The 23975-nt window shown below is 60.1% G+C and carries 20 protein-coding genes; 13 read left to right on the forward strand and 7 right to left on the reverse strand.

Translation table 11 applies throughout. The features are described 5' to 3' along the window. Positions 1-27: 27 nt before the first annotated feature. Positions 28-2763 carry a preprotein translocase subunit SecA gene (gene secA, locus J1G33_RS07380; RefSeq protein WP_005790947.1) on the reverse strand — a complete coding sequence of 912 codons (2736 nt, stop codon included), beginning with the start codon at positions 2761-2763 and terminating at the stop codon, positions 28-30. Positions 2764-3069: 306 nt separating this feature from the next. On the opposite strand from secA, the gene J1G33_RS07385 reads away from it, so the two are divergent. After that, the gene (locus J1G33_RS07385) at positions 3070-3525 is read left to right on the forward strand and encodes a DciA family protein (RefSeq protein WP_005790949.1); all 456 of its coding nucleotides are present in this window, start codon (positions 3070-3072) and stop codon (positions 3523-3525) included. 3 nt (positions 3526-3528) lie between these two features. Here the strand turns inward: J1G33_RS07385 and J1G33_RS07390 are convergent, their stop codons facing one another. Continuing rightward, positions 3529-5007: a helicase HerA-like domain-containing protein gene (locus tag J1G33_RS07390; protein ID WP_103734709.1), complete on the reverse strand. Its 1479-nt coding sequence runs from the start codon at positions 5005-5007 to the stop codon at positions 3529-3531. A gap of 205 nt (positions 5008-5212) precedes the next feature. On the opposite strand from J1G33_RS07390, the gene J1G33_RS07395 reads away from it, so the two are divergent. From J1G33_RS07395 to J1G33_RS07410, 4 genes are all read left to right on the forward strand, one after another. Continuing rightward, positions 5213-7102 carry a methyl-accepting chemotaxis protein gene (locus J1G33_RS07395; RefSeq protein ID WP_103734708.1) on the forward strand — a complete coding sequence of 630 codons (1890 nt, stop codon included), beginning with the start codon at positions 5213-5215 and terminating at the stop codon, positions 7100-7102. Between the two features lie 148 nt (positions 7103-7250). Next, the gene (locus tag J1G33_RS07400; RefSeq protein WP_148852631.1) at positions 7251-8372 is read left to right on the forward strand and encodes a glycosyltransferase family 1 protein; all 1122 of its coding nucleotides are present in this window, start codon (positions 7251-7253) and stop codon (positions 8370-8372) included. Then, positions 8365-9117, forward strand: coding sequence for a polysaccharide deacetylase family protein (locus J1G33_RS07405; RefSeq protein WP_223017870.1), 753 nt, complete (start codon positions 8365-8367; stop codon positions 9115-9117). The genes J1G33_RS07400 and J1G33_RS07405 overlap by 8 nt, the downstream gene beginning before the upstream one ends. Continuing rightward, the gene (locus J1G33_RS07410; protein WP_223017871.1) at positions 9105-10214 is read left to right on the forward strand and encodes a lysylphosphatidylglycerol synthase transmembrane domain-containing protein; all 1110 of its coding nucleotides are present in this window, start codon (positions 9105-9107) and stop codon (positions 10212-10214) included. Before J1G33_RS07405 ends, J1G33_RS07410 begins: the two co-directional genes overlap by 13 nt. A 124-nt stretch (positions 10215-10338) precedes the next feature. Here J1G33_RS07410 and purU read toward each other — a convergent pair whose 3' ends face one another. Beyond that, positions 10339-11187, reverse strand: a complete 849-nt coding sequence (gene purU, locus J1G33_RS07415) for a formyltetrahydrofolate deformylase (RefSeq protein WP_005790961.1) — start codon at positions 11185-11187, stop codon at positions 10339-10341. A 350-nt stretch (positions 11188-11537) separates the two neighbouring features. Here purU and mvaT point away from each other — a divergent pair, with 350 nt between their 5' ends. Beyond that, positions 11538-11912 carry a histone-like nucleoid-structuring protein MvaT gene (gene mvaT / locus J1G33_RS07420; protein ID WP_005790963.1) on the forward strand — a complete coding sequence of 125 codons (375 nt, stop codon included), beginning with the start codon at positions 11538-11540 and terminating at the stop codon, positions 11910-11912. Between the two features lie 90 nt (positions 11913-12002). Here mvaT and sbcB read toward each other — a convergent pair whose 3' ends face one another. Continuing rightward, positions 12003-13430 (reverse strand): exodeoxyribonuclease I, encoded by a 1428-nt coding sequence (sbcB, locus tag J1G33_RS07425; protein WP_223017872.1) that lies wholly within the window; start codon positions 13428-13430, stop codon positions 12003-12005. Positions 13431-13597: 167 nt separating this feature from the next. Between sbcB and J1G33_RS07430 the strand changes: the two genes are divergently transcribed. From J1G33_RS07430 to J1G33_RS07455, 6 genes are read left to right on the forward strand one after another with little or no spacing between them, the layout of a single operon-like run. After that, a complete protein-coding gene (locus tag J1G33_RS07430) occupies positions 13598-14290 on the forward strand; it encodes an RDD family protein (protein WP_032879683.1) in 693 nt (230 codons plus the stop codon). Further along, a complete protein-coding gene (locus J1G33_RS07435; RefSeq protein ID WP_223017873.1) occupies positions 14287-15267 on the forward strand; it encodes a stage II sporulation protein M in 981 nt (326 codons plus the stop codon). Before J1G33_RS07430 ends, J1G33_RS07435 begins: the two co-directional genes overlap by 4 nt. Next, positions 15254-16783, forward strand: a complete 1530-nt coding sequence (locus tag J1G33_RS07440) for a DUF4129 domain-containing protein (RefSeq protein WP_223017874.1) — start codon at positions 15254-15256, stop codon at positions 16781-16783. The genes J1G33_RS07435 and J1G33_RS07440 overlap by 14 nt, the downstream gene beginning before the upstream one ends. Further along, entirely contained in the window at positions 16780-17937 is a 1158-nt protein-coding gene (locus tag J1G33_RS07445) for a DUF4350 domain-containing protein (protein WP_223017875.1), read from the forward strand. Before J1G33_RS07440 ends, J1G33_RS07445 begins: the two co-directional genes overlap by 4 nt. Further along, complete coding sequence (locus J1G33_RS07450) at positions 17934-18929, forward strand: MoxR family ATPase (RefSeq protein ID WP_078822203.1); 996 nt, start codon at positions 17934-17936, stop codon at positions 18927-18929. The genes J1G33_RS07445 and J1G33_RS07450 overlap by 4 nt, the downstream gene beginning before the upstream one ends. Positions 18930-18936: 7 nt before the next feature. Then, positions 18937-20268 (forward strand): DUF58 domain-containing protein, encoded by a 1332-nt coding sequence (locus J1G33_RS07455; protein WP_223017876.1) that lies wholly within the window; start codon positions 18937-18939, stop codon positions 20266-20268. A 9-nt stretch (positions 20269-20277) separates the two neighbouring features. Here the strand turns inward: J1G33_RS07455 and J1G33_RS07460 are convergent, their stop codons facing one another. Together J1G33_RS07460 and J1G33_RS07465 are read right to left on the reverse strand one after the other, a co-directional pair. Further along, a complete protein-coding gene (locus tag J1G33_RS07460) occupies positions 20278-20637 on the reverse strand; it encodes a PilZ domain-containing protein (RefSeq protein ID WP_032881230.1) in 360 nt (119 codons plus the stop codon). Positions 20638-20860: 223 nt separating this feature from the next. Further along, positions 20861-21235, reverse strand: a complete 375-nt coding sequence (locus J1G33_RS07465) for a hypothetical protein (RefSeq protein WP_103734699.1) — start codon at positions 21233-21235, stop codon at positions 20861-20863. 176 nt (positions 21236-21411) lie between these two features. On the opposite strand from J1G33_RS07465, the gene pyk reads away from it, so the two are divergent. Beyond that, complete coding sequence (pyk, locus tag J1G33_RS07470) at positions 21412-22863, forward strand: pyruvate kinase (RefSeq protein ID WP_005790976.1); 1452 nt, start codon at positions 21412-21414, stop codon at positions 22861-22863. Between the two features lie 160 nt (positions 22864-23023). Here pyk and J1G33_RS07475 read toward each other — a convergent pair whose 3' ends face one another. Continuing rightward, positions 23024-23956 carry an iron-sulfur-binding ferredoxin reductase gene (locus J1G33_RS07475; protein WP_032879676.1) on the reverse strand — a complete coding sequence of 311 codons (933 nt, stop codon included), beginning with the start codon at positions 23954-23956 and terminating at the stop codon, positions 23024-23026. Between the last annotated feature and the right edge of the window lie 19 nt (positions 23957-23975).

The raw sequence follows: 23975 nt of genomic DNA on the forward strand, positions 1-23975 counted from the left end.
GGGGTGTTGCAGCGTCAGGCGAAAATCTTATTCGATCTGGCCGTGGCAGTGTTTGTATTTCTTGCCCGAACCGCAGAAGCACAGCTCGTTGCGGCCCAGTTTCTGATCATTGCGAACCGGGCTTTGAGCCAGGGCCACGTCGACCTCTTCACCCAACGCTTCAGGCGCTTCCAGGCCCGGAGCCTCGTCATGCTGGAACTGCATGCGCGCAGCCAGCGCCTCGGCTTCCTGACGCAGGCGTGCCTCTTCCTCGATCGGGTCTTCGCGACGCACCTGAACGTGGGACAGCACGCGAATCGAATCGCGCTTGATCGAATCCAGCAGCTCGGAGAACAGCGTGAACGACTCGCGCTTGTACTCCTGCTTCGGGTTCTTCTGGGCGTAACCGCGCAGGTGGATGCCGTGACGCAGGTGGTCCATGGTCGACAGGTGGTCTTTCCACAGGTCGTCCAGCACGCGCAGCACGATTTGCTTCTCGAAGGTGCGCAGTGCTTCAGCACTCGCCTGCTCTTCTTTCTCGTTGTACGCGGCCAGCAGTTCGGCCATCAGTTTTTCGCGCAGGGTTTCTTCGTACAGGTGGTCGTCTTCGTCCAGCCATTGCTGAACCGGCAAGTCGACACCGAAGTCGCTCTTCAACGCGGCTTCCAGGCCGGCAACATCCCACTGTTCAGGCAGGGACTGTGGCGGGATATGGGCGCTGACGGTGGCGTTGAGCACGTCCTGACGGAAGTCAGCGATGGTCTCGCCAATATTGTCGGCGGCCAGCAACGTGTTACGCATGTGATAGATCACTTTACGCTGTTCGTTGTTGACGTCATCGAACTCGAGCAGTTGCTTGCGAATGTCGAAGTTGCGGCCTTCGACCTTGCGCTGGGCTTTCTCGATGGCGTTGGTCACCATGCGGTGCTCGATCGCTTCACCGGACTGCATGCCCAGGGCCTTCATGAAGTTCTTCACCCGATCAGAGGCGAAGATGCGCATCAGGCTGTCTTCCAGCGACAGGTAGAAACGGCTGGAACCGGCGTCCCCCTGACGGCCGGCACGGCCACGCAGCTGGTTGTCGATACGGCGCGATTCGTGACGCTCGGAGGCGATCACCTGCAAGCCACCGGATTCCAGCACGGCCTGGTGGCGCTTCTGCCAGTCAGCCTTGATCTGGGCGATCTGCTCAGGGGTCGGGTTGTCGAGCGAGGCCACTTCCACTTCCCAGTTGCCGCCCAACAGGATGTCGGTACCACGACCGGCCATGTTGGTAGCGATGGTCAGCGCGCCAGGGCGACCGGCCTGGGCAATGATCTCGGCTTCCTTTTCGTGGAACTTGGCGTTGAGTACCTTGTGCTCGATGCCTTCCTTGTTAAGCAGGTTGGACACGTGCTCGGAAGTTTCGATAGTGGCGGTACCCACCAGGATCGGGCGGCCCTTGGCCATGCCGTCCTTGATGTCATTGATGATCGCCGCGTATTTCTCTTCGGCAGTCAGGAACACCAGGTCGTTGTAGTCTTTACGCGCCAACGGTTTGTTCGGCGGAATGACCATCACGGCCAGGTTGTAGATCTGGTGGAATTCGAACGCTTCGGTGTCGGCCGTACCGGTCATGCCGGACAGTTTGTTGTACAGACGGAAGTAGTTCTGGAAGGTGGTGGACGCCAACGTCTGGCTTTCGGCCTGGATGTTGAGGTGTTCCTTCGCTTCGATGGCCTGGTGCAGGCCTTCGGACAGACGGCGACCGGGCATGGTACGACCGGTGTGTTCGTCAACCAGCACGACCTGGCCGTCCTGCACGATGTATTCGACGTTGCGATGGAACAGCTTGTGGGCGCGCAGGCCGGCGTACACGTGGGTCAACAGGCCCAGGTTGTGCGCGGAGTACAGGCTTTCACCCTCGGCCAGTTCGCCGATCTGGGTCAGCATCTCTTCGACGAACTGGTGACCGGCTTCGTTGAGTTCGACCTGGCGGGTCTTCTCGTCGATGGTGAAGTGACCTTCTTTGGTCACCACGCCTTCGACTTCCTCGATGTGCTGCTCCAGGCGCGGGATCAACTTGTTGATCTCGGTGTACAGGCGCGAGCTGTCTTCGGCCTGACCGGAGATGATCAGCGGCGTACGGGCTTCGTCGATGAGGATGGAGTCGACTTCGTCGATCACGGCAAAGTTGAGTTCACGCTGGAATTTTTCTTCCATGCTGAACGCCATGTTGTCGCGCAGGTAGTCGAAACCGAATTCGTTGTTGGTGCCGTAGGTGATATCGGCGGCGTAGGCAGCGCGCTTCTCTTCCGGCGGCTGGAACGGCGTTACCACGCCGACGGTCAGGCCGAGGAATTCATACAGCGGGCGCATCCAGTTGGCGTCCCGGCGGGCCAGGTAGTCGTTCACCGTCACAACGTGCACGCCCTTGCCGGACAGTGCGTTGAGGTAAACGCCCAGGGTTGCCACCAGGGTCTTGCCTTCACCGGTACGCATTTCGGCAATCATGCCTTCATGCAAGGTCATACCGCCGATCAACTGGACGTCGAAGTGGCGCATGCCCATAACGCGCTTACCGGCTTCGCGGGCGACCGCGAAGGCTTCGGGCAGCAGCTTGTCGAGGGTTTCACCTTTGGCTATGCGGGCCTTGAACTCTTGGGTCTTGGCGCGCAATTGCTCGTCCGACAGAGCAACCATCTGCTCCTCGAAGGCATTGACCAGCTGCACCGTCTTGAGCATGCGTTTGACTTCGCGCTCATTCTTGCTTCCAAAAAGTTTCTTTAACAAAGGCGCAAACATATCGGCAGGTTCTTCCACACATAGGGATGGAGGGCGCACCGTGAGTGGCCCGAGCAGCCCTCACGGCCGCATTGCGAACGCGCATTCTACCCGGAATCGTGGGTGAGGAAAGTAACGTTGTTTCCCGATGCAGGCGCGGCGCTATGAGAGGGCTTGTTTAAAATAAGGGCTTTTGCGCGAACTTCAACCCATAGAGCGCAGAAGTTACTTATTGATTTCATGGGTAAAGCCCAGCCAAGGCATGGCCGCGGGGCGTACCGGCGCTTTCTGGTAAGATAACCGCTCTGTTACCTAAGGTGTCTAAACATGGCATTTCGCCCTCTTACAGCCCGCGCTCCCGGCGTGTTGCTTCGCGAAGCCAAGCCGTTGAAAGCCATCTTTGGCCATGCGCAACGCTTGGGCCGTTTGCAGCGCCTGCTTGAAAGCCAGTTGCAACCGGCCGCACGTGAGCATTGTCATGTGGCGTCCTGGCGAGAAGGCAATCTGCTATTAATTGTCACTGATGGCCATTGGGCCACACGCTTGCGCTATCAGCAAAAACGCTTGCAGCGCCAGTTGATGGTCTTTGACGAGTTCGCCGGTTTGACGCGCATTCAGTTCAAGGTACAGCCGCCCACCGTGCCGCAAGGCGCAGTGGGGCATACGATGGACCTGTCGGAAAATGCGGCCGAAACCCTGCAGGCAACGGCCGAAGGGATCAGCGACCCAGGCTTGCGCGCAGCCCTGGAACGGCTGGCCGCCCATGCCCGGCCCAAAGCCTGAACACTACTTGCGTTTGCTGCCGCCCAGCAACGAGCCCAACAGGCCACGCACCAACTGGCGCCCCATTTGATTGGCCGCCTGCTGCATGGCTGACTTCAGCGCCTTGCCGGCAGTAGTCCCCAGGAATGCACCGGCCTTGTCGGTAAAGCTCGGTTCTTCGGCGGTCGGTGCGGTTTCCTCGGTGGGCCCAAGTTCCTTGCGAGCCATCAGCACTTCATAGGCCGACTCCCGGTCAACCGGCTTGTCATAGCGGCCCAACAGCGGCGAACTGGCGACCAACGCCGCACGCTCTGCTGCGCTGAGCGGCCCGATCCGCGATTGCGGGGGAGCAACCAGTACGCGCTGGACGACTTCCGGGGTGCCCTTTTCCTGCAAGGTTCCCACCAACGCCTCACCCGTCCCCAACTCTGTGAGCACCGACAAGGTATCGAAGGTCGGGTTGGGCCGGAAACCATCGGCCACCGCCCGCAGGGATTTCTGCTCTTTGGCGGTGAACGCACGCAAACCATGCTGAATGCGCAAACCCAGTTGCGCCAGCACCGTATCCGGCAAGTCGCCCGGTGATTGGGTGACAAAGTACACGCCGACGCCTTTGGAGCGGATCAAGCGTACGACTTGCTCCAGACGTTCCTGCAAGGCTTTTGGCGTATCCGCGAACAGCAAATGCGCCTCGTCGAAAAACAGCGCCAGCAGCGGTTTGTCGGCATCGCCACGCTCCGGCAACTGCTCAAACAACTCTGCCAGCAGCCACAACAGGAAGGTCGCGTAGACCTTCGGCGCTTCATGCACCAGCCGGCTGGCATCGAGCAGATGAATGCGCCCGCGGCCATCGCTGGCCGGTTGCAGAATATCTTCAAGTTGCAGGGCCGGCTCGCCAAACAAGGCTTCGGCGCCCTGCTGCTCCAGCACAGCCAGGCGTCGCAACAGCGCCTGGCTGGAACCGGTGGTCATCAACGCCGCGTCTTCACCCAGCAGCTCCGGGTGATAGCGCAGGTGATTGAGCAGTGCCTTGAGATCCTTGAGGTCCAGCAGCAACAGACCTTCGCGGTCGGCCACCTTGAAGGTCGCATAGAGCGCCGATTGCTGGCTGTCAGTCAGCTCCAACAAGCTGCCGAGCAACAACGGGCCCATTTCGCTGATGGTGGTGCGCAGCGGATGACCGGACTGCCCGTGGATATCCCACAGGGTGACCGGATACGCCTGGGCCGTGTAATCCAGGAACGGCATACCGGCAATGCGCTCGGCCACTTTGCCCTGAGGGTTGGCGGCGGCGCCCAGGCCACAGAGGTCGCCCTTGATGTCAGCGGCGAACACCGCCACGCCCGCATCACTGAAGGCTTCGGCCAGGCGCTGCAAGGTGACGGTCTTGCCGGTGCCGGTGGCGCCGGCGATCAACCCGTGACGGTTGGCCAGGCGCATGGACTGGGCGATGGGCTGGCCGTCAAGGCCGGCACCGATAAGCAGTTGTGTGGAGTCAGGCATTTCGTCACCTATGGTTAATCTTTAGTGCCGCGAGGTCGATATAGACGGATGTAAGCCCGACAAAGACTAAAAAATGGTCAGATAATTCCGATATGGACCAACGGAGCTATCACCAGAAATACCACACCTTTTTTAACGCTGCCATTTTGCGCCTCCCCTATAGGACGCGCCTCGGATATTAAGACCTTAGCGGACCCTACAAGCCATGAATAAAAATCTGCGCTTCAGCCACAAGATCCTGCTTGCAGCCTCCCTTATCGTCATCGCCGCCTTCGCGTTGTTTACCCTTTACAACGACTACCTGCAGCGCAATGCGATTCGTGACGACCTCAATAACTACCTGCACGAAATGGGCGACGTTACCGCCAGCAATATCCAGACCTGGCTCACCGGGCGTATCGCCCTGGTGGAAAACGCTGCGCAAAACATTGCCATCAATCCTGAACCGTCCGTGGTTGCCAGCCTGCTGGAACAGAAAGCGCTGACGTCTTCGTTCATGGCGACCTACGTGGGTGACAGCCAGGGCACCTTCACCATTCGCCCTGACACCAAGATGCCCGACGGCTTCGACCCGCGTGTTCGCCCCTGGTACAAGGGCGCCCAGGCCAGCAATGGCTCAACCCTGACCGAACCTTATATAGACGCGGCCACCGGGCAACTGATCATCTCCGTGGCCACCCCCAGCGCCAAGGGGGGCCAAAGTATCGGTGTGGTAGGCGGCGACCTGAGCCTGCAAACCCTGGTGGATAACATTGGCGCGCTGGATTTCGGCGGCATGGGTTATGCCTTCCTGGTCAGTGCCGACGGCAAGGTGCTGGTGCACCCGGACAAAACCCTGGTGATGAAGACCCTGGCTGACGTGTATCCAAAGGACACGCCGAAGATCAGCAGCGACTTCAGCGAAGTACAAGCCAACGGCAAAACCAACATCGTGACCTTCACCCCGATCAAGGGCCTGCCATCGGTGAACTGGTACCTGGGTGTGTCGGTGGATAAAGCCAAATCGTTCGCCATGCTCAGTGAGTTCCGTACATCAGCCGTGATCGCCACGATCATCGCGGTGGTGATCATCATCGCCTTGCTGGGCATGTTGATCCGCGTGCTGCTGCAACCGCTGCACCTGATGACCCGGGCCATGCAGGACATCGCCGACGGCGAGGGTGACCTGACACGGCGCCTGATCATCCAGAACAACGATGAGTTCGGCACCCTGGGTACGGCCTTCAACCGCTTCGTCGAGCGCATCCACACCTCGATTCGCGAAGTGTCGTCAGCCACCGAGCAGGTCAATGAAGTGGCGCTGCGCGTGGTTAGCGCCTCCAATTCGTCGATGGTCAACTCCGACGAACAGGCCAACCGCACCAACAGCGTCGCCGCCGCCATCAACCAACTGGGTGCCGCCGCCCAAGAGATCGCGCGCAACGCTGCGCAAGCCTCCAATCAGGCCAGCGACGCCCGGCATTTGGCTGAAGACGGCCAGCAAGTGGTTGAGCGCAATATCAAGGCAATGACGCAGTTATCGAGCATGATCAGCGCCTCCAGCAGCAATATCGAAGCACTTAACAACAAAACAGTGAATATCGGCCAGATTCTGGAAGTGATCACCAGCATTTCCCAGCAAACCAACCTGCTGGCGCTCAACGCCGCCATCGAAGCGGCGCGCGCCGGGGAAGCCGGGCGTGGCTTTGCGGTGGTGGCCGATGAAGTGCGCAACCTGGCCCATCGCACTCAGGAATCGGCGCAACAGGTGCAAACGATGATCGAGGAGCTACAAGTGGGCGCGCGCGATTCGGTCAGTACCATGAGTGAAAGCCAGCGTCACAGCCTGGACAGCGTTGAAATCGCCAACCTGGCCGGTGAGCGCTTGAACAGCGTGACCCAGCGCATTGGCGAGATCGACGGCATGAACCAGTCGGTCGCCACCGCCACTGAAGAACAGACCTCGGTAGTGGAGTCGATCAACATGGACATCACCGAGATCAACACCCTCAATCAGGAAGGGGTGGAAAACCTGCAATCGACGCTGCGCGCCTGCTCGGACCTGGAACAACAGGCCTCGCGCCTGAAGCAATTGGTGGGTAGCTTCCGGATCTGAGGTCCCCCACCTTAATCCACCTGTAGGAGCGAGCAAGCTCGCTCCTACACAGTGCATTTGTCCGCTCCCGCCACCTTCATCCTGCGAATCTAAACCGAACATCTATCCTTACCTCAGGTCCATCTAGGGAGAGCAATGGATCGGAGGGATGTTCATCGTGCATATCGCTGACATAACCATGTTCTACGCCCCGGCAAGCGGTGGCGTACGCACTTACCTCGATGCCAAGCATCGACGTCTGGCGCTCAAGCCCGGGATTCGCCATAGCCTGTTGATCCCCGGCGCGCACTTGAGCGAACAGGACGGGGTCTTCAAAGTACCGGCCCCTGCCCTGCCCTTTGGCAAGGGTTACCGCTTCCCCCTTCGCCTGGCGCCCTGGCGAAATGTCCTGCACGATTTACAGCCCGATCTGATCGAAGTCGGCGATCCATACCTGACTGCCTGGGCAGCGCTGGATGCCCGGCGTCAGTTGGATGTGCCGATCATCGGCTTCTACCACTCCGACCTGCCGCTGCTGGTGAGCAACCGCATGGGGCCCTGGTTTACTCCCAACGTTGAAGCCTATGTCAGCAAACTCTATGGGAATTTTGACCGGGTGCTCGCCCCCAGCCAGGTAATGGCCGACAAACTCAGTGGACTCGGGGTAAAAAACGTCTTCGTCCAACCTCTGGGGGTTGACCTGCACACCTTCACCCCGGATGCGCGCGACCCCGGCCTGCGTGCCGAACTGGGAATTGGCCAAGATACACGGCTGTTGATCTTCGCCGGACGCGGTTCCAAGGAGAAGAACCTGCCGGTACTGCTCAACTGCATGAAGCGCCTGGGCGAGGGCTACCACTTGTTGCTGGTGGGCTCCGGTATGCCAGCCAGCGTGCCGGACAATGTCACTGTGATAGATGGTTTCCGCCCCGCTCACCATGTCGCCCGGCTGATGGCCAGCGCCGACGCTTTGTTGCATGGCGGCGACCAGGAAACCTTCGGCCTGGTGATTCTGGAAGCCATGGCCAGTGGCATCCCGGTCGTCGCCGTCGCGGCCGGGGCCTTTACCGAGATTGTCGATGAGCGCTGTGGCCTGCTGTGTGCCCCCAACGACCCCAAGGCGATGGCCGATTCGGTGCGCGAACTGTTCAGCACCGACAGCCGGCGTTTGGGCGCCCAGGCTCGGCGCCATGTCGAGCAGCATTACGCGTGGGACACGGTGGTCGACAGCCTGCTGGGGCATTACCACTCGGTGCTGGGCAGTCATAAGCCGATGCTCGCCCATGGCTGAACCTGCGCTGATGCTGGTGCTGCACGACGTGGCACCGAGCACCTGGGCCGACTACCGGCCCTTTGTCGAGGCCGTCGATGCCTTGGGCAACGTGCCCATCACCTGGCTGGTGGTGCCGGACTTCCATCACCATGATGCCCTGGCAGCCCACCGCGATTTTCGCCAGCTGCTCGACAGCCGCGTCGCCAAGGGCGACGAACTCGCCTTGCACGGCTATTACCACTGCGACGACCAACCTGCGCCGCGTTCGCCGAAAGAGTGGTTCATGCGGCGCATCTACACCCATGAAGGCGAGTTTTACCAGTTGTCCGAGGCCGAGGCGTTACGGCGTCTTACTGCCGGCATCGAAATATTCCAGCGCAATGACTGGCCGTTGCACGGCTTTGTCGCCCCGGCCTGGTTGATGAGCGAAGGCACCCGCCAGGCGTTGCGCCAGTTACCGCTTTGCTACACCAGCGACCCGCAGCATCTTTATCGCCTGCCTGACTTCACCCCTATCGATGCCCCGGGTCTGGTCTGGAGTGCCCGCAGCGCCTGGCGCCGCGGGCTGTCCAAAGTGCTCAGCGACCGGCGCGAACAGCGCTGGCGCGAGGCGCCGCTGATCCGATTGGGATTGCACCCGGTGGACATGCGCCACGAGTTTTCCCGTCGTTATTGGCTGCAAACCCTGCAACGCCTGCTCAACGCGGGTCGTCGTCCCCACACCAAGGCCGCCTGGCTGAAGACGCAGTCATGGGCCGATTGATCTGGCTGCTGTTGGCCCTCTTGGTCGCACTGTTGATACCCGTATGGCTGGGCGGCGGCGAAACGGTCGCGCGCCTGCGGCAGTTTCCCTTACCCCAACTAGCGGGGATGTTTGCCATGATTATCGGCTGCTGGCTGATCAACAGCCTGCGTCTGCGCCTGTTGCTGGGCGAGCAAGGCAGCCAACTGGGACGGCTCAAAAGCCTGGGGGCAGTGATATCGACCGAGTTCGCCATGTGCGCCACGCCCGGCGGCAGCGGCGGACCGCTGACCCTGATGGCGTTGCTGGCGCGCAATGGCATACGCCCTGCCCGTGCGAGCGCGGTATTCGCCATGGACCAGTTGAGCGATTTGCTGTTTTTTCTGTGCGCCTTGGCGGGAATCGTTTTGTATGCGCTGTTCCATAGCCTCAACCCGCGCCTGGAATGGTTGCTGGGGCTCAGTGTCATATCGATGATAGGCGGGATCATCAGTGGCCTGGCGGTGGTGCGTTTTCATCGTCGGCTGATTCGCCTGGCCGGCGCGATGCTCAAGGCCATTAGGGTAAGGGCCCCCACCCGTCGGCGCTGGGCTCGCAGGTTGCTGCGTTTTCTCGCGGCGTTCACTGCCACACTGAAATTACCCTGGCCCTTGTTGCTCGGTGTGTTCGCGCTGACCAGCCTGCATTGGTTGTTGCGCTACAGCGTGTTGTACCTGGCGCTGCGCGGTTTGGGCGGGGATGTGCAGTGGGCCTTGAGCTTCCTGATCCAGATGCTGTCCCTGACGGCGGGGCAGTTCAGTCTGTTGCCGGGCGGGGCGGGAGCGGCAGAGCTGACATCAGCGGCCTTACTGGCCCCCATGGTCGGCAAGTCCACTGCGGCAGCGGCAATCCTGATCTGGCGGGCGGTCACCTATTACTTCTATCTGCTGGCCGGCGCCCCGGTCTTTGTGCTGATGGTCGGCAAACCGCTGTTCAAGCGTCTTTTACAGGGTCGAGAGGCGGCTCGTCCTGCGCCTGCAGCTGTTCCCACAAACGGGCCGCATCGGGAAACTCAGTACCATCCTCGGCGCCCAGTGCCTGCGGGTCGTAGCGACTCAGACAACCCTCGCCCACCGTAGCGGGCGCCCTGGAGGTGGCTTTATCGAGTGGATCGGTCATAGAGGCCTCCTTGATAGCAGGAATAAAAAAGGGCCTGAGGAGTTTTACTCCCAGGCCCCTGCTTATTCAACCAAACCCGAACGATCAGAACACCACGGTCTTGTTGCCGTGTACCAATACCCGATCTTCCAGGTGGTAACGCAGGCCACGCGCCAGCACCATTTTCTCGACGTCCCGGCCAAACCGCACCATGTCTTCGATGCTGTCACTGTGGCTGACACGCACCACGTCCTGTTCGATGATCGGGCCGGCGTCCAGCTCTTCGGTGACGTAGTGGCACGTCGCGCCAATCAATTTCACGCCGCGCAGGGAAGCCTGGTGATACGGCTTGGCCCCAACAAACGATGGCAAGAAACTGTGATGGATATTGATCACCTTGCCGGCGTATTCGCGGCACAGTTCAGGTGGCAGGATCTGCATATAGCGCGCCAGCACCACCACATCCGCTTCGTGCTGCTTGACCAGGCGCGAAACCTCGGCGAATGCCGGCTCCTTGTCCTGCGGGTTGACCGGTACGTGGTAGTACGGGATGCCATGCCACTCGACCATGCTGCGCAGGTCGTCATGGTTGGAGATCACGCAGGCGATCTCGCAGTCCAGCTCGTCGCTGTGCCAACGGTGCAGTAGATCTGCCAGGCAGTGGGATTCGCGGCTGGCCATCAGCACCACGCGTTTTTTCTGTTCCGTGTCGGTGATGTGCCAGGTCATCGAAAACTCTTCAGCGATGGGCGCAAACGCCTCGCGGAAAGCTTCCAGGCCAAAGGGCAGCGTATCGGCACGAATTTCGTGACGCATGAAAAACCAACCGCTGAGATCGTCCGAGTGATGGCTCGCCTCGGTGATCCAACCATTGTGGGAAGCCAGAAAGTTACTGACCTTGGCAACGATGCCAACCCGGTCCGGGCAAGCAATCACCAGCCGAAAAGTGCGCATTAGGGGGAAACTCCAGAACTTCGCAAAGGCCGCTATTCTAGCGATTGCGCAGAAAAACTGCAGTATTCCTTGCGCCTTATTCTGCAGCCGCCTGGTGGCAACAGCCCTTAATAGCGTAAGGCTTTACCATCGCTATATGACCGTACAACGGCACGCCCAGACAGTTAGCGAAAAATTAAGGTATTTATCTTTCGGCGTAACGGCTGCCAATTAACACTTTTGCATCGCTTTGCCACAAACATTCAATCTGCTTCACATAAATATTTTCTTAAATGTTTACTTGGTGAAATTGCCTGACTATTATTAGGCCACTCACCCTGTCAATCAGCGTTCTACATAAGGTAGTCCACATGTCCCTGATCAACGAATACCGCGCCACCGAAGAAGCAATCAAAGAGCTGCAAGCCCGTTTGAAGAACCTGTCCCAAGACGACAAGCTGCAAACCGAGCTGGAATTCGAAGGCAAACTGCGCACCCTGATGGGTGAATACTCCAAATCCCTGCGTGACATCATCGCGCTGCTGGATCCAGAGTCGAAAGTTAAAGCGCCGCGCGGCGCTGTAAAAACTACCGGCACCAAGCGTGCTCGCAAAGTCAAGCAATACAAAAACCCGCACAACGGCGAAGTGATTGAAACCAAAGGTGGCAACCACAAAACTCTGAAAGAGTGGAAAGCCAAGTGGGGCGGTGACGTAGTTGAAGGTTGGGCGACTCTGCTGGGCTAAGCCTGGTCGGACGTTCACCCGATACGCTACACATTAAAAACGCCAGCTTGCTGGCGTTTTTTATTGTCTGAATACTCAGCAATTACCGGCCTACAGGCTCAGGCGGGCCGCTAAAGAATCGGCATACTCCTGCCATTGATCCAGCACCTGGCACTGAAATGAGGTGGCACTAAGCGCCAACTCCTCGCGCGCCTGCTTAAATGCCATCAGGGTATTCGGTGCTCCCCACTGCGGATCTGACAAACGTTGCCGACAGAAAAGTCTCCAGCGTTGTTGTTCCTCTGTATTCAAGGTTTCAGGGAAGTTACGTGCGCGATAGCGAAATAATAATTCCGGCAAACGATGATCATCGAACGGCCACGATTGATGTGCTAATTGGGCGGGCTCTGCCATGCGAACTTGTTCACATAACCGGCGATCCCGATCGCCAATAAAACCATCGTAGAGCTGCTGCTCCGGGTCTGCATTCGAGGCAAAGTCTTCCTCGGCGTAAATGGCCGCCAACTTGTCGCGCCAAACTTCCTGTGCGTCAGTTAGCCGCAGCGCCCGCGCCTGATAGGTGTTCATATCCAGTTGCAGACGCTCGCGGTCTTGCGCACGCAACACCTTCAACGGTGCTACCACCGGGCAGCGGTTGATATGCAACAACTTGAGGGGCACCGGCAGTTCACCGTCCGCCAACTCATCACGGCGCGTATAGAGGCGCTCGCGCAAGGTCTGTGCATCCAGGTCCAGCAACCCCTGTGGGTCGAGCCCAAGGTCGCAGACGATCAACGCATTGCGGTTGCGCGGGTGCCAGGCCAGGGGCAAGACCACGCCCAGGTAATGGCGCTCGGCGGAAAAACGCCCGGAGATATGCACCATTGGTTGCAACAACCGCACCTCATCCATAACTCGCTGCTTGCTGCGCAGTTGAAATAACCACTCGTACAGCCTGGGCTGCTTTTGCCGAACCAATCGCGCCAGGGCGATGGTTGCACGCACATCAGATAACGCATCGTGTGCCTGACCATGGTCGATACCATTGGCGTGGGTCAGCCGCTCCAGCTTGAGCGTCACGCGCCCGTCCTGCTCAGGCCAGATAATGCCCTCCGGCCGCAGCGCATAGGCAGTGCGCATCACGTCGATCAAATCCCAACGGCTGTTACCGCCCTGCCACTCGCGCGCGTAAGGGTCGAAAAAATTGCGGTACAGGCTGTAGCGCGTCATTTCATCGTCAAACCGCAGCGTGTTGTAACCGGCGCCGCAGGTGCCTGGCACGGCCAACTCGGCGTGCACCCGGGTCATGAAGTCGGCTTCGGCAAGGCCCTTCTGTGCCAGGACGCCTGGCGTGATGCCGGTGATCGCGCACGCAGCCGGATGGGGCAGAATATCGTCGCCGGGCTGACAATAAAGATTGATCGGCGCACCGACCTCGTTGAGTTCGAGATCAGTGCGAATACCGGCTACCTGGAGCGGGCGATCGTTGCGCGGGTTGATACCGGTGGTTTCATAGTCGTACCAGAAAATCGAGGTCACGGGCTATTCCTGTGCTGAAGACCGACAAAGTCTAGGCGCTGCAAGGTGCCTGGGGCCAGCGATACCTTTACTGTATAAATATCCAGCAAAACCTTGAGTGGTTGCTTCCAGCGTCGACACTGCTAGCATCCGTGTCTCCTAACCACTTTGCACTGCCAGGGATCGCAATGCCGCCAGCTCCTTTGGATACCCATTACCAAATCGAGACCCCGGAGGGGATCGACCTGCCCTTGCGCCCTGCCGGCCTGCCATCCCGGGCATTGGCTTTTGCATTCGACCTGGGTGTGCGTGGCATCATCATGGGCATCCTGCTGGTGCCCCTGGCGCTGCTGGGCAATATTGGCATCGGGCTGGGGTCGCTGCTGCTGTTCCTGGTGAGCTGGTGGTACATGGTGCTGTTTGAAGTGCTCAACCAGGGCTGCTCGCCGGGCAAGCAGGTCATGGGCCTGCGGGTGGTGCAGGATGACGGCACCCCGATTGGCTGGTCGGCGTCGCTGATCCGCAACCTGCTGCGCTTTGTCGACATGCTGCCTTTTGGTTATTTCCTCGGTGCGATCAGTTGCCTGCAACACCCGCACTTCAAGCGTCTGGGCGATCTGGCCGCCGGTACACTGGTGGTCTACCGCGAACTACCGCTGGTGCGCCCGCGTATCCCTCAAGCCGCCGCGCTGCGGCTGCCCTTTGCACTGGAGTTGAGCGAACAGCGGGCCATCCTCGGTTTTGCCGAGCGCCAGGCCGAGCTGTCTGCCGAACGCGTTCATGAACTGGCGGCGATCCTCGCCACGCCCCTGCAAGTGCCTCCGGCACGCGCCGTGGAGCAACTCAACGGTGTGGCCCGTGGCTTATTGGGGCCGACATGAAGCAGAGTCTTTTTGAAAGCCGCCACCAGCAGCAATGGCAAACCTTCGCGCAGCAACTTGAGCAGTTGGAGCAAGGCAAAGCCAAGGCTGGCGGAGTGGCTGACTTCCCTCACCAGTATCGACGCCTGTGCCAACACCTGGCCCTGGCCCAACAGCGTGGCTACAGCAGCTACCTGGTAGACCGGCTGCAGCAACTGGCGCTGCGCGGCCATCAACAGTTGTATCGTCATCGCAGCCAACTGGCGGCCAAGATACTGGCGTTCCTGCTCGCCGATTTCCCATGCCTGGTACGCGAACAGTGGCGCTTCGTACTGATCGCCGGTCTGCTGTTCTTCGGCAGCCTGGTGGGCATTGCACTGCTGGTCTACCTGTTCCCCGACCTGATCTACAGCATCGTCAGCGCCCAACAGGTGGCCGAGATGCAGGGCATGTACGACCCCGCCGCCAGTCGTCTGGGGCGCGCTGCCGAGCGTGCAGCCAGCGAGGACTGGATGATGTTTGGCTATTACGTGATGCACAACATCGGCATCGCCTTCCAGACGTTTGCCGCCGGCCTGTTGTTTGGCCTGGGCAGCGTGTTCTTCCTGATTTTCAACGGCTTGGTCATCGGCGCTGTCTCAGGGCACCTGACCGACATTGGCTATGGTCAAACCTTCTGGTCATTCGTCATCGGTCATGGCGCATTCGAATTGAGCGCCATTGCGCTGGCCGGTGCCGCGGGTTTGCAATTGGGTTGGTCACTGATCGCTCCCGGGCGGCTGGCACGCAGCGAGGCCTTGCGCCTGGCAGCCCACAAAAGTGTGCGGATACTCTGCGGCGTCATGGTGTTTCTGCTGATCGCGGCGTTCATCGAAGCCTATTGGTCCTCCACCACCCACATCGAGCCCTGGCTCAAATACCTGGTAGGCACCGCGCTCTGGCTGCTGGTGGCCGTTTATCTGATCTTCGCCGGACGGACTCGCCATGCGCCTGACTGACGCCAGCGTGGTGATTCGCCCGCGTACTTCCTGGGAAGCCATGGACCTGGGCGTACTGATGGCCAGGGAACATCGTTTGCTGCTGATGAGCAGTTGGGCAATGGTGAGCCTGCCGGTGTTTATCTCGCTGACCGTGCTGCTGTGGAATTACCCGTCGCTGGCCATGTTTCTGTTCTGGTGGCTCAAGCCGGCCTTTGACCGCTTGCCGCTGTACATTCTTTCCAAAGCCCTGTTTGGCGAGCCCCCCCGTCTCAAACAGGCCGTTCGCCAGTGGCCGCAACTGCTCAAGGGCCAACTGTTCGCCAGCCTGACCTGGCGACGCCTGAGCATGAGCCGCAGCTTTACGTTGCCGGTAGGTCAACTTGAAGGCCTCGAGGGTCAGGCGCGGCAACAGCGCCTGGGGATATTGCTGCAACGTAACGCTGGTGCCGCCCGCTGGCTGACCATTATCGGCGTACACCTGGAAATCGGCCTGTGGTTCGGCGCCATGGCGCTGTTCTATTTATTCATCCCGCAGCAGCTGGAAATGGATTGGGACTGGCAACGCCTGGCACTGGCAACCAGCCCGAACGTGCTGTGGCTGGAGCACCTGGGCAATGCCTTTTACGCGCTGATCCTGGTGTTCTGGGAACCCATCTACGTTGCCTGTGGTTTCAGCCTGTACCTCAATCGTCGTACGGCTCTGGAAGCCTGGGACCTGGAGTTGGTATTGCGCCGTTTGCGTCAGCGCCTGAGCAGTGCTGCGTCGCTGTTGTTGCTGGTCGTCGGGCTGACGCTCATACCGTTCAGCCCACCCGCCATGGCCGATGAATCAACGGGCCATAAGCCACTCAATACCCAGGCTGCCAGTCAGTCCATCAAGGCACTGCTGGACAAGCCGCCCTTCAAGAATCCGGAAACCGTCACCCGTTATCGGTTTGGTGAAGAAAAAACACCGGTTAAAAGCACAGCCCGTGGCGACGGTAAATTACCCGGTTGGCTCCAGGCCTTACTCGACAACCTCAACAGCGACACCTTCAAACCCCTCGCCAAAACCCTGGAAATACTATTGTGGAGCCTGGTGATTGGTGGGCTGGCCCTGGTGGTGTGGCGTTACCGTGAGTGGCTACGCACCTTTGTCAGCCGCAGCCGGCGCGCCCGCCCTGCAACCGCCACACCTACCCCCGCTCAGTTGTTCGGGCTTGAGCTGGGGCTCGATACATTGCCGCAAGACATCGCCAGCGCCGCCGAACAACTATGGCCCACTCAGCCAAGGCAAGCCCTTGGCCTGCTGTATCGCGGCCTGCTCAGCCGGCTGCTGCATGAATTCGACCTGCCGCTCAAAAGCGCCGACACCGAAGGCCAGGTGCTGGAGCGCGTTCGGCACTTGCAACAACCGCAGTTGCTGGCGTTCAGTGACGAACTGACGCGTCACTGGCAAAACCTCGCCTATGGTCATCGCCTGCCGCCCTCCTCGACCCAACAAAAGCTGTGCAGCGATTGGCGCGCTCTGTTCAATGACGGAGCCAGCCAATGAACCGGCCATTATTGTGGGTGGCGCTGCTGCTGGTGTGCCTGCTGGGCATGGGTGGCTTGTACGCCTGGCACAAGGCAATCCCCTATGACGAAGTGGTGGATCGCGGCCCATCGCCGGATGCACTCGCCAATCCTTATCTGGCCGCCGAGCATTTCCTGCACCAGCAAGGCCTGGTGGTGGAACGCGCCAACGGCCTTGAACGGCTCGCGGACCTACCCGCCAAAGGTCATAGCCTGTTGCTGCTGGGGGAACGCAGCAACATGACCCCGCGCCAGGTCGAGCAACTGCTGGGTTGGACAAACGCCGGCGGGCACTTGCTGCTGGTCGCCGAGGCATTGTGGGACGAGGAGACCAGCAAGAGCGGCGACCTGCTGCTTGATCGCCTTGATATCCACCAGGCTTTGAGCGAAACCTTCGACGAATCGGCGCCTGCCCGTAAACAGCCTGCAGCAGACCTGACCAGGCTTTATGTCGACAACGAAACCGCCCCGGCGTATTTCAGTTTTGACACCGACTTCAACCTCATCGACCCCAAACACCTGGCGCAGTTTTCCGCCAACAGCGCCCATTCAAGCCACCTGATGCAACTCAACCTGGGGCACGGCCGCGTCACTGTGATTACCGATAGCGACCTGTGGAAAACCCCAAGCATCGGCCAACACGATAACGCCTGGTTGCTGTGGTACCTGACCCAGGAGACTGACGTCACCTTGCTGTTCAACAGTGAAACGGACGATCTGTTTACCCTGTTGATTCGATATTTCCCACAGGCCCTCGTCGCCCTTGCGGCACTGGTTGCCCTGGCGCTATGGCAGGCCGCCTTGCGCCAGGGCCCGATCCAGGCACCGGCGCCCAAGGCACGTCGGCAGCTCCAGGAACATTTGAAGGCCAGCGCCGATTTCCTGCTGCGCCGCAGCGGCCAGGGCACCTTGCTGCAAGCCTTGCAGCACGACATCCTGCGCGCCGCCCGGCGACGCCATCCAGGCTTTGAGCATCTCGATACAGCAGAGCAGTGGCAGGTGCTGGAACACCTGACGCGACAACCCCCTCACATCATCAGCCAGGCACTCGAACCACTGACGCAGAAACGGCTCTCCAGCACCGACTTCAGCCGACAGGTTGCGTGCCTGCAAACCCTCAGGAATGCCTTATGAGCGACTCTCCAATGGCCACCGCCCTGACCGCCGAGAACCTGCAACGTGCCAGCCAGCAAGCCCAGGCCCTGCGTGTGGAATTGCGCAAGGCAGTGATTGGCCAGGATCAGGTGATTGACGATGTGCTCACCGCCTTGATCGCAGGCGGCCATGTACTGCTCGAAGGCGTACCCGGGCTCGGCAAGACCTTGCTGGTACGTGCCCTGTCCCGATGCTTTGGCGGTGATTTCGCCCGTATCCAGTTCACCCCGGACCTGATGCCCAGCGATGTCACCGGCCACGCCGTGTACGACCTGCAGACCGAACAGTTCAAACTGCGCAAGGGGCCATTGTTTACCCACCTGTTGCTGGCCGACGAAATCAATCGCGCCCCGGCCAAGACCCAGGCAGCGTTGCTCGAAGCCATGCAGGAACGCCAAGTCACCCTTGAGGGCGAGGCATTGCCCATCGGCGAGCCCTTCATGGTGCTGGCGACCCAGAACCCCATCGAGCAGGAAGGCACCTACCCGTTGCCCGAGGCCGAGTTGGACCGGTTCATGCTCAAGGTCCGCATGGACTACCCCGACGCCCAACAAGAACTGGACATGGTCCGCGAAGTGACGCGCTCATCCAGGGCAGACATGCTGGATGTGCAGCCGTTGCGCACTGTGCTGCAGGCCGAGGATGTGGTGCTGATGCAGCAGATCGCCAGTGACGTGCCCCTGGATGAACAGGTGCTCGATTACGCTGTGCGCCTGGCGCGCGCCACACGCAGTTGGCCAGGACTGACCATCGGTGCCGGGCCCAGGGCCTCTATCGCCCTGGTACGCGGCGGCCGGGCTCGGGCGCTGTTGCGTGGTGCAGAATTCGTGACACCCGATGACATCAAGGGCTGTGCCCTGGCAGTGCTGCGGCATAGGGTACGCATCGCGCCGGAACTGGACATCGACGGCCTGGAGGTGGATCAGGTGCTCAAGCAGTTGCTGGATCAAGTAGCGGCGCCAAGGCAATGACACGCCCATGAAACCGACCCGTCTGCTCCTGATCTGGCTGGGTGTGCTGCTTGGCCTGAACACCTTGTTGGGCGCTTCGGTCGCGTTGCAGCTCAAGGTACCTGAAACCTTGCATTCAGTGGCCTGGGGCCTGCTGCTGGCTTTGCTGCTGCTGGCGCTGCTGGATGCCGTACGCTTGCACCGTCGCCCCACGGCGCGCGTCCACAGGAAACTGCCCGGCAGCCTGGCGCTGGGGCGCTGGGAAGAAGTGCGCCTGTGCCTGGAGCACGACTTTCCTCAGCCACTGACCGTGCAGGTATTCGATCACGTGCCCGATGGCCTGAGTGTGGATAACCTGCCTCAATCCATTGAATTGCGCCCCGGCGAGCGCGGCGAGTTGGGCTATCGCGTTCGTCCCTTGCGACGCGGACATTTCAGTTTCAGTCGCTGCGAACTTTGGCTGCCCAGCCCATTGGGGCTGTGGTCGGCACGGCGATGCGTCAAGACCCACGACGCCACCCGGGTCTACCCGGATTTCGCCCGCTTGTATGGCGCGCAGTTGCTGGGTGTGGATAACTGGCTGAGCCAGCTGGGCGTGCGCCAACATCAACGCCGGGGATTAGGCCTGGAGTTTCATCAACTGCGCGAGTTTCGTGAAGGTGACAGCCTGCGCCAGATCGACTGGAAGGCCACCGCCCGCCAACGCACACCGATCGCCCGGGAATACCAGGACGAGCGCGACCAGCAAATCGTATTCATGCTCGATTGCGGCCAGCGCATGCGCAGCCAGGATGCCGAGCTATCTCATTTCGACCACGCCCTCAACGCCTGCCTGCTCTTGAGCTACGTCGCCCTGAGACAGGGCGACGCCGTGGGGTTGTGCACCTTTGCCAGCGACCAACCGCGCTACCTGAAGCCGGTCAAGGGCAGTGGCCAGTTGAACACTTTGCTCAATGCTGTCTACGATCTGGAGGCCACCCGAAACACCGCCGACTATGAGGCTGCCGCCCATCAATTGCTGGCACGCCAAAAACGCCGGGCACTGGTGATCATCATTACCAACCTGCGGGACGAGGATGATGAAGCGCTGATGAGCGCCGTCAAACGAATCGGTAGGCGACACCGCGTACTGGTAGCCAGCCTGCGAGAGGAAATCCTCGATCAACTGCGCCAGGCCCCTGTGCAAACATTGCCCGAAGCACTGGCCTACAGTGGCACCGTCGATTACCTCAACAGCCGAAACCAACTCCATGATCGATTGAGCGCTCATGGGCTTTCAGTATTGGACACGTTGCCTTCAGAAATGGGCGCCACGCTGGTGACGCGCTACCTGGGATGGAAAAAAGCCGGGGTTTTCTAACTGCTGTGTTCAGACGGAGGCCTGTTGAGGATCAAAGCTGAAGTACTGCAACAGGGCATCAATCAATTGCCTGTACTCTTCGGATGCATTCTGCACCCGGAACCCGGAGTCATAGTGCTGAGGATTGACATCCTCATGACTCCATAAACAGGTCGCTGTGAGATCAATCGTCTGAAATTCGCCTTGTGCCGTTGGTACTTTCAGGCACAGCTCAAAATCCACATTGATCATCATGGGTAATTGGCTGATCAACATCAGCCCGTTTTCAGACACATTGCCCAAAAAACCTATTGGTTTGTCGGTGATACGGTTGAACACCTGCAAAAAGTAAGGCAATTGATGCCGTTCGATCCGTCGCGCAGTAAACATGATGAAAGTCGCCATCCAATAGCCAAGAGTCTGACTGTGCCAGTGATTCGGAGCGAGCAACCGCTCGCTCTCCCTGGATCCCGGTTTGACAACAGGTACCGCTCGTCACCAGACAGCTGCCAAATCCGGGCCTTGCATCCATTCGAATGAAAACTTATACAAACAGACCTTCAAAGAATAGCCCAAGACTGGCAACGGGCCAGCCATGAAATGACAAATTTCATTACAACGACGCTGGCCGTGGTTTTGCGACGCCACCGCCCTGGTAATGCCCCAGCTGCTGCAAGGTATCGAGCCGGGCGCGAGCGCGGTAGGCATACTCGCTCGACGGGTATTGGCTGATGATGAACTGATAGGTTTGTGCGGCATCGACAAACAGTTTCTGCCGCTCCAGGCACTGCCCGCGCAACATCGAAACCTCCGGTTGCACATAGCGACGGGTACGGCTTTCGCGATCGACCTGGGACAACTCCAGGGTGACACGTGCGCAGTCGCCCACCCCATAGGCACGGTAGGCGTTGTTCAAGTGGTGGTCCATCGACCAGCGGGTACAGCCGACAACACTGACGGCCAGGGCAGCAACAAGCAAAATTCGCATGGGGGTTCTCCTGTCTTGTGCAGTGTATCGACCCCCGGGCGAAAATCTTCAAGGCTGTTTGCCCATCCAACTGCAGCAAAAACAAAGGCAATCGTCGATAAGTAGTGCAAACGAACAATGACTACAACGAAAGAGCATAGTAGCCTTCCCCAGCGCTTGAACTCAGGAGTCTGTGCATGTCCGTCCGTCGTACCAAAATCGTCGCCACCCTTGGCCCGGCCAGCAACTCGCCGGAAGTCCTCGAACAGCTGATTCTGGCTGGTTTGGACGTCGCCCGTCTGAACTTCTCCCACGGCACCCCGGACGAGCACAAGGCTCGCGCCAAGCTGGTGCGTGACCTTGCCGCCAAGCATGGCCGCTTCGTCGCATTGCTGGGTGACCTGCAAGGCCCGAAAATCCGTATCGCCAAATTCGCCAACAAGCGGATCGAGCTGAAGATCGGTGACAAGTTCACCTTCTCCACCAGCCACCCGCTGACCGAAGGCACCCAGGACGTTGTCGGTATCGACTACCCCGACCTGGTCAAGGATTGCGGCGTCGGTGACGAACTGCTGCTGGACGACGGTCGCGTGGTCATGCGCGTCGACACTGCGACCCCGACCGAGCTGCACTGCACCGTGATCATCGGTGGCCCGCTGTCCGACCATAAAGGCATCAACCGCCGCGGTGGCGGCCTGACAGCGCCGGCCCTGACTGAAAAAGACAAGGCCGACATCAAGCTCGCCGCCGAAATGGAAGTCGACTACCTCGCGGTGTCCTTCCCTCGCGACGCCGCCGACATGGAATACGCCCGTAAACTGCGCGACGAAGCCGGCGGTACCGCCTGGCTGGTAGCGAAGATCGAACGTGCCGAAGCCGTGGCCGACGACGAAACCCTCGACGGTCTGATCAAGGCATCCGACGCCGTGATGGTTGCCCGTGGCGACCTGGGTGTGGAAATCGGTGACGCCGAGCTGATCGGTATCCAGAAGAAGATCATCCTGCACGCACGCCGCCACAACAAGGCGGTGATCGTCGCGACCCAGATGATGGAGTCGATGATCCAGAACCCGATGCCGACCCGCGCCGAAGTGTCCGACGTGGCCAACGCCGTGCTCGACTACACCGACGCCGTGATGCTCTCGGCTGAAAGTGCCGCCGGCCCGTACCCGCTGGAAGCCGTCCAGGCCATGGCACGCATCTGCGTCGGCGCGGAAAAGCACCCGACCAGCAAGACCTCCAGCCACCGCATTGGCAAGGTCTTCGAAAGCTGCGACCAGAGCATCGCCCTGGCAGCCATGTACACCGCCAACCACTTCCCGGGCGTTAAAGCGATCATCGCCTTGACCGAAAGTGGCTACACGCCGTTGATCATGTCGCGCATTCGCTCCTCGGTGCCAATCTACGCGTTCACCCCGCACCGCGAAGCCCAGGCCCGCGCGGCCATGTTCCGTGGCGTATACACCATCCCGTTCGACCCGGCATCGCTGGCACCGAACGAAGTCAGCCAGAAGGCTATCGACGAATTGGTCAAGCGCGGCGTCGTGGAGAAAGGCGACTGGGTCATCCTGACCAAGGGCGACAGCTACCACACCACCGGTGGCACCAATGGCATGAAGATCCTGCATGTGGGCGACCCACAGGTCTGAGTGACAGGCTGAAAAAACAAAAGCCCCGCCATGAGAATGGCGGGGCTTTTTGCATTTCAAATGCCGGCTGAGGTGTTGAACCGTCGGGCCTCATCGGGAGCAAGCCCCCTCCCACAGTTAATCGCGTACACCCGCAAAGCCTGTACTCGAAAGTCAGCACTCAACCACGGGGCAGGAACACATCGGCCAACAGTTGATTACGCGGCAGCCCCGCCAGAAACAAGCGCTTGGAAAAGGCTTCGACGCTGGCAGGATGCCCGCAGACCAAGGCCAGGGTTTGTCGCGAAGCAAGCCGCAGTTGCCCCAATGCCTGGGCCAACTCATCTGCGGTCCATAACTCCACCACAAGGTTCTGATGCTGCGCGGCCAGCGCCGCCAGGGGTTCGGCCAGGTAGTGAGCCTGGGCATCATGGGCCAGGTGAATGACACGGATGGCACCCTGGTGATCCTGGCGCAGCGCTTCGCGCAACACACCCCACAACGGACCCAGCCCAGTGCCGGAGGCCAGCAGCCACAAGGGCCGGGCTTGCCAGTCAGGGTCGTAGTGCAACGCCCCGCCGCGCAACTCGCCCAAGCGTAACGGCTCACCGACCTTGAAGTGGCGAGCAGCATCGCTGAATTCCCCGGGTTGACGGCAATCGATATGAAACTCCAGGTACGGGTCCTGCTGGGGCACGCTCGCCAGGGAATAGGGGCGTGCCACCTGCCCTGCCCACAACACCAGATGCTGCCCGGCGCGGTACCGCAGGCCACGCTCGGGTTGAAGGCGCAGGCGCAGCACCGTCGGACTCAGCCAATCGGCACCCTCCACCCGCGCAGGCAGGCCATCACGCAACGGATCAAACGCCTCGACCCTCAGATCAGCGCTGATCCGGCACTGACACGCCAGGCGCCACCCGTCCTGGCGTTGCGCCGAGCTCAGCGCGTCAGGCTGCTGGTCGTCGACTTCGCCCTGGCAACGCACCAGGCACGCATGGCAACTGCCGGCCCGGCAACTGTAGGGCACGGCCACACCTGCCTGATTCAAGGCATCCAGCAGGTTGCTGCCGGTGGTGACCGACCAGTGGCGTTCGCCGACGTACAGTTCAGGCATATCAGGGTCTCAAGCATAA

It is taken from the genome of Pseudomonas sp. P867, assembly GCF_019891455.1.
Classification (GTDB): Bacteria; Pseudomonadota; Gammaproteobacteria; order Pseudomonadales; family Pseudomonadaceae; genus Aquipseudomonas; species Aquipseudomonas synxantha_A.